General features: G+C 37.3%; 8 protein-coding genes. All 8 read right to left on the reverse strand.

From position 1 onward, the window contains the following. Window positions 1–133 precede the first annotated feature (133 nt). Window positions 134–820, reverse strand: coding sequence for a winged helix-turn-helix domain-containing protein (locus tag IGI38_RS09165; RefSeq protein ID WP_438729039.1), 687 nt, complete (start codon window positions 818–820; stop codon window positions 134–136). Between the two features lie 42 nt (window positions 821–862). After that, window positions 863–1,675, reverse strand: coding sequence for a class C sortase (locus IGI38_RS09170; RefSeq protein WP_438729041.1), 813 nt, complete (start codon window positions 1,673–1,675; stop codon window positions 863–865). Between the two features lie 61 nt (window positions 1,676–1,736). Further along, window positions 1,737–3,344, reverse strand: a complete 1,608-nt coding sequence (locus tag IGI38_RS09175) for a SpaH/EbpB family LPXTG-anchored major pilin (protein WP_438729043.1) — start codon at window positions 3,342–3,344, stop codon at window positions 1,737–1,739. Between the two features lie 2 nt (window positions 3,345–3,346). Further along, window positions 3,347–5,353 (reverse strand): isopeptide-forming domain-containing fimbrial protein, encoded by a 2,007-nt coding sequence (locus IGI38_RS09180; protein WP_438729045.1) that lies wholly within the window; start codon window positions 5,351–5,353, stop codon window positions 3,347–3,349. Window positions 5,354–5,391: 38 nt separating this feature from the next. Then, window positions 5,392–6,339 carry an IS30 family transposase gene (locus IGI38_RS09185; RefSeq protein WP_438725454.1) on the reverse strand — a complete coding sequence of 316 codons (948 nt, stop codon included), beginning with the start codon at window positions 6,337–6,339 and terminating at the stop codon, window positions 5,392–5,394. A 41-nt stretch (window positions 6,340–6,380) separates the two neighbouring features. Continuing rightward, window positions 6,381–8,975: a hypothetical protein gene (locus IGI38_RS09190; RefSeq protein ID WP_438729047.1), complete on the reverse strand. Its 2,595-nt coding sequence runs from the start codon at window positions 8,973–8,975 to the stop codon at window positions 6,381–6,383. A gap of 180 nt (window positions 8,976–9,155) precedes the next feature. Continuing rightward, entirely contained in the window at window positions 9,156–9,839 is a 684-nt protein-coding gene (locus tag IGI38_RS09195; RefSeq protein WP_438729049.1) for a response regulator transcription factor, read from the reverse strand. A gap of 696 nt (window positions 9,840–10,535) precedes the next feature. After that, window positions 10,536–11,663: a hypothetical protein gene (locus IGI38_RS09200; RefSeq protein WP_438729051.1), complete on the reverse strand. Its 1,128-nt coding sequence runs from the start codon at window positions 11,661–11,663 to the stop codon at window positions 10,536–10,538. Window positions 11,664–11,755 lie beyond the last annotated feature (92 nt).

Raw genomic sequence — 11,755 nt, forward strand, 5'->3', positions numbered from 1 at the left:
GTGGCTTATTTCCTTAAACAATAGCACTGCAAGGGATTCACTGTAAAGAAAATCCTTTGCGGAAAGTTGGCGAAAGCACAAAAAAGTGATTAAAAGATAGTCACTTCCATCCCCTAATCACTTATAAAGTATTCTATTCACTATAGAAATCTGATGAAAGCTGATAGCCTTCTCCCCAAACAGTTCGAATGGCTTCTTCAGTCAAATTCATTTTCTCAATTTTCTTTCTCAATTTTTTTATGATTGATGAAAGATGAGATAAATGCGAGTTGGTTACACCGGTTCCCCATATCTTGTTGCAAAGCGCCTCTCTCGTGATCACTTCACCATTTGAATAATACAGTTCATTGAATACTTTTTCTTCCAGTTTAGAAAGGTTGAGCTGGTCCATCTGTTCTGGAATCTTGATCTTCTGACCAAAACCCGACTCCATTCCCATTTTTCTAAAGCTGACTTGTTCAGATTGAGAAAACTTAGACGCCATCAATTTCTCCCGTAACGAATCCATCGTTAAATTAATGGTCGTTACTTCCTTCACCTTCAGTAATTCTTCCGAGTCTGAGACTTCACCCGTTTTACGGAACATCAGATTCTTTTTCCCTTCAAAAAGCGGCAGTAAAAAGTTTATTTCAGCACTTGAAACCGTTTCGCTAAAAATAATGAATTGAAAATGATTCATTAATTCAGGATAGTTTTGATGTTGAATCAAATATTCAAATAGACTGGATGAACAAAATACTTCGTAATTTAAATACTGCAGCTTTTCTTGTAATTCTCCATCGGATAAGATATTTCGGGTTAATATTAATACGTGGCCCATGTGGGAATCACCTTCTTTTAATTAATGAGTAAGTTGAAACATTTATATTTTGGCGTGTTTTTTCTTTTTACAAACAAAAATAACTACAGTTATAAACAATCCAAGCGGTAACAACCAAACATACGTCTTTGAACGATAATTATTCACTTTTATTATTTCTGAATGTTCTTTTGAATATGGAACCCTTGTTCCTCTGACTAATAGTCGATGACTATTGACACCGTATGGTACGCAAGTAACTAATGTTACATGATCTTCGTTGATAATAGGCAATAAATCTTCTATCTCACTTGGTTCAACTTTTTTTATCTGGTCAATTTCATAACATAAGGTCTCATTCATTACATTGATAAAGAATTGATCCTTCTTCTTAAGCTTGACTAAATCTGTAAAAAACTTTGCATTCGGTAGCCCTCGATGAGCACTTATAACAGCGTGACTTGACTTACCACCGACTGGAAATGAGCTTTGAACTAAATGTCCAGCCCCCTTTTGCAGTATTTTCTCACTAGTGCCATGATATATTGGAAGCTTTACCTTAATCTTGGGTATCTCAACCGTCGCCATGACCCCATCAAAATTTAATATACTCATATAATTATCCGGTATGGACGCTCCGCTATTTTGAATAAACGGATCTTTTATTTTTTCTCCAGAAATGCTGTCATTATACGTCTTTGCTAGCAAAATCTCTCTCTCAGAATCTTCTTCTGAATATTGATCAAAGTTCTTTTCATATTCAGAAATAACTCTCTCCTCTTGAATACCTGCGAAAAAATTTGATACGAATGGATAGCTTAAAAGTCCAATACCTATAACAACAAGAATTGGGAAAAGTATTTTATAAATTTTCATACGGTCATTTTAATCTAGACTTAAATAGCTATCTCTATTTAAGTCTAGTCTCCTTACTATACTATGCTTCTTTACGTGATTTTTTAAATACGATATAAGCTGCTGCTAGAGTTAAGATTCCAGCTGCTGCTAGAACAAGTGATGCAGCACTACCTGTTTTTGGTAAAGTAAACCCTTTATTATTGTAAACCTTATTTGTTTGCAATTTAGATGCTAAATCACTATTTTTACTAACTTCAAAAGCTACTGGATTCTTTAACAGTTGATAACCATCTTTAGCTTGTGTTTCCACTACATAATACGTAGTTTTAGCAGTTGTCCAGGATTCATTATCATTCCCATATTTCAATCCTTCAAAAACGACTTGACCTGTAGCATTTGATTCAACAATATAATCTGTTGCTGTTGCATAGCCCGTATCTCCTGGAAATACAATTTTCCCAGCTGCTGTTTTCTTCACATATTTTCCGGCTTTTGCATTAGCTTCTGTATCAGCAATCGCAAACTTAACACTTGATAATGCTGTACTTGTTCCGCTTGCAAGTTTAACAAAACCAGTCGAACCAGTGTGTACTTCAGGAACAGTTGGTTTCGTTGGATCAACAGGATCTGTTGGATCTCCTGGAACTTTAGAGTCATCCGTGTTTGCAACAAAGTCAACACCAAGACTATTTGTATAGTTTAACGTTGCCTTATTCTCAATTTTATCAACCGTTAATGCATCTGTTGTTACAGTAGTCAGTACTTCAACAGTAAACAGTGGATAACTAGCTGTTGCAGCTTGTGCTACTTTTTTCATCCCAGCATTTGTAAGTGTAAAAGTAAGTTTTGTATCTGTACCTTGTGGTGTTGTTGTTGCTGTGTAATCTGTCGTAGGTGTCAAAGCTAATGTTGTTCCATCAACCTCAAAACTTACCCCCTTATACAATAAGCCTTTAGAAAGCACATCAACCATTTCAAACTTCTTAGCATAAATCTCTTTATTGTTTGCATCTTTATAGTATAAATCTTCTGGGATATCAGAAATGATTCTCCATTTTACATCATCTCCAACATTCACACCTTTGTTTGTTACATCAGCTGTTTCGATTTCTTTCTTAATGTTTGGACCATCTTTTAATTTATTCTTAGGATAAGCATGTACATCATAGTTCCAATCTGTACCATCTTTATTTGTAGATGGAAGTGAAATTAAAAATGGAATTCCTTCTGCATCCTCAACCACTGGATTTGCTACCTCTGTAACCAAATAGATTCCTTGATCTGCTGCCGCAACTGAATATTTAGCTTCGCCATTTGCATCCGTTGTCTTTGTTTGAGTTGGCGAACTCAAATTAATTCCATAAGTTCCAGGACTAGCAAAAACAGTCGCTGCATCAGGTAATTCAGCAGCACTAGCCGCATTAAAATTGATATTTGTTTTATAGATATTGAAGCTTATATTTTCTAATGGTTTCAAAGTTGGAAACGCTGATAAATCAAGTTTGTCACCAGTAGATCCGGGCAATCCTGTTAAATCTGTCTCCTTATATTTATGAATTGTGAAGTCAACGGCCTTTGTAGTATCAACAGTTGAAGCTGCAAATGACGCGCCTCCACCAGCAACTAACCCACTTAATACAATTAGTAATGCAAATAGTGATGAAACAATTTTTTTAACGACCTTCATTTTTATACCCCTCTTCTCTTTCTATTTACTCCATATACCCCAAATGCAATAACTAATACACTTAATCCGGCGATCATGACTTTCAAAGCTGTGAAAATCCCACCCGTTTTTGGAAGTGTATATGTTTTTGAATTATAAATAATATATGCATCATCAGTCGAACTCCATTCAACCGCAGGTGGCTTACCACCATTTTTTGCAGCTTCTCCAGTAAATGTTACTTTGACTTGATTAGCGACAATTTCTACTTTAACTTTCCAATAACCATAGGGTAGTTGATAACCCGCTTTAGTTTTGGTTTCACGTAATTCATATTCCCCAGTTTCTAGGTCTGAGAATGTTAGTTTTCCGCTTCCATTACTGATTTCAATTTGTTTGAAACTTGGATCAGCAGGTTTTGTCAGAGTAAACTCGACACCGTCCATGATTTGTTTACTAGAAGCATCCTTCTTCAATATCGTAATATCCTTAGACGCTTCCCATTGTGCGTACAAAGTAACATTCTTTGCAGGCATTCCAAATGAAGCTGGTGTAAATAAATCAGTTTTTGAATTATATGCATAATTCGTTCCAGTTCCATCTGGTTTGTCATTCCAACCTATGAACTTGAATTCATCACGAATCATAGTTCCAGGTTTCTTTAGATTTACTGTTTCTCCAACTGTATACGGAGTGGTGTCTGTTGGAACAGTTCCTCCTGTGTGACCATTTCCATCATACGTAACGTTAAATGCAGTATTAACTGTCACAATGTTTTCGGCAGTGCCATCTGCCGTTCCACCAGGTTCAGTCGTTCCACTTGAAGTATTATTTCCAATAACAGTTGGATTAACCCAATAGGATGCAGTGTTTTTAATTGTCTTCGCTGAATAATTGGCGGGTACAGATAATTGCACATGGATTTTCAAGTCTTTCCCATCCAATCCTGCTAATTGTGCCTTACTCAAATCTACCCTTAATAACGAGTTATCATCTTTCATGACAACCGTTCCTACATTAACTCCATCAACTTTAGCAGTTGCCGTTCCAGTAAACGTTGTACCTGTTGGCGCTGAATCAGTCAACACTAATTGCTCGTAACCTGCTAAACTATCTGGCAAACTCATCGTTACTTGATAATCCAAAGTTTGTGCAGTTCCGGCATTGATCGTCAGTGCGTCTTTATAGGTACCATCTTTATCTTTCACTTGTTTCTTCAGCGATTTAGGTTCTTCGATGACTGTAATTTTCGAATCATTACTATCAACTGGATCATCTCCATTGATTGAAACATCCGCTTTATTCGTTAATGTAGTCCCTTTAGTGATATTTTCTGTCGCCTTAACAGTCACAAATAGTTCAACAGTGCTATTTGCTGCAACCAGTAAATCAATTCCAGCTTGATTCAAATGAACTTCAAGTTTTCGTGTAGATGAGCTGTATTCAACCTCTCCTACTTTAGTACTTCCATCCATCAAATCATTTCCAGTAATCGTTAAGGTTTGTGTCCCAGCTTTGACAGTAAGCGAATTAGCTAATGTATCGTCCAATGCTGTTTTATTTGGTAAAGTATCTGTTATATCAATCGAATCATACCCACTAACTCCTGTTGACGATGTAGGCATTTCAAGGAAGTACGTGAATTGATCGTCTTTAGCAATTCCTTTTTCAAAAATATTCTCAGAAAAATCAGTCTTATTGGTTGTTTTGCCTTTCGCGACTTTTTTATGCAGAGAAATATCATCAGAATCAGCTAAAGCTAATTTGAAATGGACATCATGTTTACTGTTTGCATCCTTTTCAAAATGTTTTGAGCTGATTGCTCCCGCTTTTGAACTAGCAATGATATATTCAGTTGCTGCTATCGCCACTGCCTTAATTGCTGAACCATCAGCTTTTACAGTGATACGACCCGTTTGAGAGATACTAGACCATTTACCGCTATCACTACCGTGCGAACTCCAATCATACTTAGCAAAATCTGCCGTACTGATTGAAACCCCTTTGTTCGCATATTTCTTCTTCCACACTTTATAAAGTGTTTGACATTGTTTTTCATGCTGAATTGTCAAATTAATTGCAACATTTCTTCTTGAAAGACTTCCCAACAATTTTTCCAGTTCAATGTTTTTTTAGGACGCATATTTATCTTGCGTAATGCTTCCTGTTTCTCCGTAGGGGGTACCTTTGAAAAATCAGTTCCCTTAGGGAAGAATTCTCTAAATAAACCATTCCCATTTTCGTTAGATCCGCGTTGCCATGGGGAGTATGGATCACAAAAATACATAGGTACGTCTAAATCTTTCTCAATTTCTTTCCAGCAAGAAAACTCTTTCCCACGGTCGACCGTAAAGCTTAAAAATGCCTTGTGACTCCCTAGGTCTTGCACAAAAGCTTTAATCGCTTGTGCCATTGACTTCGCGGTACGATCCCTCATTGAGATCGCCCAATAAAAGCGTGTTTTCCGTTCAATAAACGTTGCTTCGCAGGCTTTGCTTTCCCCTCTGCTAGAAACAACTGTGTCCAACTCCCAATGTCCAAATTCTTCTCGAGTTGACACAGAAGCTGGGCGTTCATCAATGGTATGCCCTACAGTCATTTTGCCTCGTGCCTCTTCTTGTTTTTCTTGTCTTCTGCCTTTATGTCTCAGACACTGTTTAGACACATTAAGAATACCGGCATAGAGCCAATTGTAAATGGTTTTGAATGAAACTATTTGACGATCATTCGCAATTTGTTCAGGGGACCAGCTGTCTTCAAGATCACATTCAATCTGATAAGCGAATTCAGAAGTCCATTTGGACTTCGCACCACAGGCACTGCGCTTCATTTCCGCATCTAATTGCGCATTGTCGGCATTATAGATCAAATCTTCGGGTACTCGTTTCAACTCACGATCAATCGTTGTTCGGCTAACACCAATTCTGTCCGCTATTTCTTGAATACTCTTGGCATCATAAATCATCGTCTCTATACATTTTCGATTATCTCGTGTAAGCTTTTTGTGTGAACCCATCAAAATCACTCCTAGTAGTTTGTTATCCTAAACTCATTTTACTAGAAATTTTTGATGGGTTCTTTGTTGCGATTAATATTACAATTCAGCTCATAATATTCACTAACTGTGCCAGTATTAATAGAAGAAACTTTTTTACCACTTGCCTTTGCATGTACAGCAGCATGATCTGTCGCTCCAGAAACTTTATCAGAATCATTATATTCATGGACTGTCACACCAATGATATCGCCATTATCGGCAGTAATGTCACCTATTTTACTAACGACACCACCAATATCTGTGGCAGTTGACGTCTCATCTGTACAGGCACCAGAGATGGTTCCTTTGGATGTTGATAAAATATCCCCAGTGGCTACTAAACCAACATCTTTAGATTTCTCAACAATCAAACTTCCTTTGGTAACAGAAACATTTCCTGCGACATTTGCGCCGACTTGTGCATCCGTATTTACATTACCAATAACTTCAATTTTTGAGTTAGCATCATTAATGATTAGATCCTTCGTCATCAGGCGAACACCAATCTTATCTGACTTCACGTTCATAGTACCAGCTTTTTCTAGCGTAAGATTTTTCCGGTAAACACGAATGTTTCCTACGCCATCAAAAGTTCCGCCAGATTGAAGCAGTTCACCATCAGCAACATACAATGACGCACGCGTATTAGGTCCACCAAGTAGATTGTCTTCTACAGCAGTCCCGCCAACGGATGAAGTCACCGTACTATCCGTGACAGTATAATTATTTAGAATATGAATTGAGTCATTAAAGTCAGAATCATTTCTCGCAGTTATCGTCGCGTTGTCCGCGATCAGATTATGAAGTTTAATGGCATTGATAGAGCGTAATTGTCCATATTCGATAACCCCAGTGACATCTGCTTCTAACGTACTATCTGTAATTTTTAGATAATTATCTGTTTCAGAATAGCCTGTACTTCGACCATGATAAAAACCTGCCGCATTCCCAACACCTACAGAATGGGTTCCTTTTACCTTGGCACCATTCTCAATGATTCCATAAGACGCATGATGTGAGAATGTCGTTTCCATTTCTCCTAAAGCAATTCCGTAAGATCCTCCCAGACCTTCAACAGTTGCAGCGTTGACTTTTAGATAGCCATTGCCGTTAGTAAGATCGGCACGCACCCAGATACCCGAACTCCCTTTACCAGTACTTGTAGTACATTCACCGACGATTTTTGTTGTGGTTCCAGTTGCTTCAAGCGCAACACCAGTAAATATTCCTGCTGCATATTCTTCTGGTGTGACTCCGGATACACTACTTGTTCCTGTTACCTGTGCACCATTACTGGCAATCAGTTTCTTATGTGTAGTGATACCACCTGCGCTGCCACCAGTACGAGAGACGCCCGTCAACGTAGCGTCATTAACCTCAATCGAACCTAAAGCATATATTCCCGCATGGTACCCTTCAGCATGAACAGTAGAACCTGAATTGATAATTGCCGATCCTTGGACGTACAATCCTTTTCCTTTTTCAAAGTCGATATTATTTTCAGCATTCACATCGACAGGCTCTTCTTTAGATTCGACTTTTAACAAACTATTATTCTTCACTGTTAAATCTTCAAATAGTGCTCCTAAAGCATCCCCTTTTATATCTACATTAGCTTTATCAAAAATTGCTTTACGAACAATAATTCCCGCAATCGTTTCAAAATCAGGATCACTATGAGAAGTTTGCATACTAGTAAAATCTAACTCTGTCCCTGAACCGCTAGTAAATCCATTATCCACTAACAATGTTCCATCACCACTAAAGGTGACTGTACTATCCGGCCCGTGGATATACTTAATTATTGAGGTCACTCCTGCGTTGACTTTAATCGTTACCGAAGCATTTGCATCGATTTCAATGTAAGAATTTGCAGTTGCTGTTTGTGTTCCAGATACACCAGTTACTGTGAAAGAACCCGCTCCAGTAAAAGTAAGCGTATCACCATTAGATAACTCAATTTTGTCCCCAGTGACAGAAGCTAAAGGTGCAATTCCTTTTTTTGACTTCTTAGATTTTTCATTTTCCTTCTTAGTTTGTTTCTCCGTTTCTTTTGTATCATCAGACTCTTTAGAAGTAGATTCCTCAGTACCTTTTTTCTGTTCAGTTACTTCGTTTGAACCTTCCTGAACACTTTCTATCGTAGATGAGTCCACTTCTGATGAAGTTGACGTAGCAATTTCTTCACCAAAAACTTGCTTCAAAACTACATCTTCAGAAATATTAGAATTGAAATCAAAATCTTCACCAATATCTTTTACTTCCTGTTTTCTCAAAGGCGTTGTTTCTTGACCACTCTCCACTTGCAAATTTCTTGCTGTAATGGCTTGGTTTATTTTTTCTGCTACATCTTCTTTATACCATCCCCAAAAGTCTGGATCGTTTACCAAACTTTCTTGATTCGGAATTTTATCTTGCGAAAGAGTTTCATCATCAGACAACTCTACCTCAGAGATTTTCTCTCCCTCTTCATTTAAGAAAGTAATCGAATGTTTCTCCGACGAATGTGTATCTTGATTCGTCTCGACAGAATACACGATCAAATTACTAGGAAAGATTAATAAAAAAACCCATAATAATTTTGCGATATACCCTGCCGCCTTTTTAATTTTCATTCATAAAGCCTCCTTTTTTTTATTTCCAAGAGTAGTGTCACTAATTTAGAGCTACTTACTTGATCTCTAAGAAATATTTTTGTAATACTACCTTTGCAACCTTCCACCCCTTTTAGTATCAGTTAATTATATTGTTGAAAAAAAGCACCATTGCTTTAATCCCATAGGTTAGGTGTTGCCTTATTCACTCCATTTGTAGCCATAGCCGCGCACAGAAGAAATACTGAACAACGATAATTTTGATCGCAAACGTTTGATGTGACCATCGATCACCCGTAGATCAATATTCTCGATGTCATTGCTCCAAAGATTTTCCGCGATGTCTTCACGACTTAACGCAGTTCCTTTGTTTTTTAGGAAAAGAACCAGAAGTTCATATTCTTTTTTCGTTAATGAAACCACTTCGTCTTCTTTCTCAACTATTCGGGTTTTCATATCAACCGAAATCCGTTCGATCGACGAACTCAATTTGTAAGAAGACGTTGTTTCAGTCGGCACGGTTTCTTTTTTTAATAGGAATTGAATATATTTGAGCATGATCGTCAAACTTTTATCCTTGCTCAGGTAATGATCCACATTGATGTCGATCGCTTCCATCTCTACTTCTTCTTCTGGATATGCAGTTAAGATAATGCTGCGGATCGAAGGATTAATTTCTTTCAAAATCGTCAACAGCTTGACGCCGTCCATGTCTTTCATACAGAAATCCGAAATAACCAAGTCATAATTACTCTTCGTAAATTCTGCCACGGATTTTATCGGCGTATTAAAATAGGCAACTTCATACCCCTCGTTAACAATTGCCTGCTTCAGCTTCTCAGCGTACTTTTCATCGTCTTCTACTAACATGATTCGTTTTTTCAATTGATATACCTCCATCAACACTATGGTTCTTGTAATAACTGTGTAATTTTCTTTTCGCTATTCCACGTTTTGTTTATATAACAACGGTTTAATCATGTTAACTAAAAATTAATTAATTACACTCGAAATAACGTTTTCTACTAATTATAATCTTAACAAAAGTTAAACAGTTTTTCAAAACAATATTATATATTTTTATTATTTTTATCGTTAAATTTGTGCGTTTTGTGTGTTTATAGCTTAAATAATGCGCTGATATATTTTGCAAGAAAATAAAAAGACTAAGAAAACTTCGAAATAAACATTTTTATCTAACAAAATGAACATATTTTAGTCTTTGCCTATCATTTTTAAAAATAATCACTTAATTTAAAATTATCGCTTTCTTATAAGATAAATTCCTTTAAACGCACAAATGATGAACGATTAATTAATTTAATAAATATAAGGTATTTTTAGTTCATAAAATGAGAAAGACACCTTTATTTAAGAACAACCTTTTCGTTCTTATGTAAAAAAAGACTTGCAGGATCATTTCTGCAAGCAAGACGAATAGCCTGGCAGTTTTTCGCCGCCAGGCTCTATCTTTTATTTTATTGCTTAATCTGCCCTCAATTTTTCATTTAGAGATACGCGCTAGCCGTAACAAATAAGCTGACTCCAGCTGTTCTTTTGTAGTAATAGAAGAAACAGAACTTATTTCTTCTTTTTCTTGCGTTGGCCCTTTTTCCGAACCTTTTTTACTCCGCCATTCGACTTCAGCAGCTCTTCTTTCCGCTCATTATCCAGAGCCTTCTGACTTTTTCCTTTAGGTTTATCTTTCTTTTTCTTATAGGACGAGCCAAAGCTCTTTTTCTTCTGTTTTGGCGGATCTTCCGTCACGACTCCCATTGGAATGGTGTTCATCGCTTTCTCGTGGGAAGTCTGCTCCTCGATTGCGGCGTCCGTCTCTTCCTCCTCATCCTCTTCGTCAACCAGCTGCAGCCCCGTCAATTTCGAGCCTTCTGGTAATTGGTTTTGAATATACGCCAGCAGTTCCTCTTCACTCATGCTATCTAGTTCGTTATCTGGGGGTAATGCAACAGCTAGTTCTTGCTCTTTTTCATTTGATGCTGCTTGGACCATCTCTCCAGCTTCGACTATAGTGTTCTTGCTTTTTTTCTCAGCGGGCTCGCTGACCTTCTTAGCCGCAGTTTTTCTAGGTTTTTTCTCCTTTTTGATGACAATGCGACGCGTGCAGTTAAAGATTGTTGCGCAGACGACTTTTTCAAACAAACGCACACCCTCCTGCTCAAAAACAGTCAATGAACTCAATAACTCCATTGACACCTGCAACTTCTCATCGGATACCTTATCGTCCGCATCACGCATGGTCCATGTCTGTTCTTTGCCATTCTCTTTCAAGAAAACAACGACGATCTTATATTCTTGATTGTCCATTTCTTCGATAGGCGTGGTCTTTGAAAAGAGAAACTTCTTATACTGATAAACGCCTTCATTAACCGCGTGATATTCCTTCTTTTTCGTATATAGTCGCGAGAGCACACTTTCCCATTCGCCACCTGAAAAGTAGGATTTAAAAAATGGTGCCAGCCAGCGCATCAATTCTGTCGGTTCTGATTGAAGAAAGATCTGATGAACAACCGCCGTCAACATACCTGAAAAATCAGATACAGACAATGCGTTGCGGATTAATATTGCAAATAAATATTCCAAAACAGTCGCAGTATCGTTTGTTTCTTCGAAATATTCCTCTATTTTAGTTTCTACCGATTCTCTCTTCATTCCAAAAATCTGACGACTTGATAATTTTTTCACTGACATGACATTCGCTCCCCACTAATTTCAGTATACGTTTTCATTAGCTAACTCTCTAAATAGCTTTCTGTAATTAATATACGCTAAAAACGTTTCGA

Origin of the sequence: Enterococcus sp. AZ128, assembly GCF_051714485.1 — a bacterium.
In the GTDB taxonomy this organism is placed as follows: Bacteria; Bacillota; Bacilli; order Lactobacillales; family Enterococcaceae; genus Enterococcus_A.

Excerpts from the sequence above, each read along its gene's own strand:
- IGI38_RS09175 (WP_438729043.1), bottom strand. The coding sequence starts at position 3,344 with ATGAAGGTCGTTAAAAAAATTGTTTCATCACTATTTGCATTACTAATT.
- IGI38_RS09200 (WP_438729051.1), bottom strand. The coding sequence starts at position 11,663 with ATGTCAGTGAAAAAATTATCAAGTCGTCAGATTTTTGGAATGAAGAGA.
- IGI38_RS09185 (WP_438725454.1), bottom strand. The coding sequence starts at position 6,339 with ATGGGTTCACACAAAAAGCTTACACGAGATAATCGAAAATGTATAGAG.
- IGI38_RS09170 (WP_438729041.1), bottom strand. The coding sequence starts at position 1,675 with ATGAAAATTTATAAAATACTTTTCCCAATTCTTGTTGTTATAGGTATT.
- IGI38_RS09190 (WP_438729047.1), bottom strand. The coding sequence starts at position 8,975 with ATGAAAATTAAAAAGGCGGCAGGGTATATCGCAAAATTATTATGGGTT.
- IGI38_RS09165 (WP_438729039.1), bottom strand. The coding sequence starts at position 820 with ATGGGCCACGTATTAATATTAACCCGAAATATCTTATCCGATGGAGAA.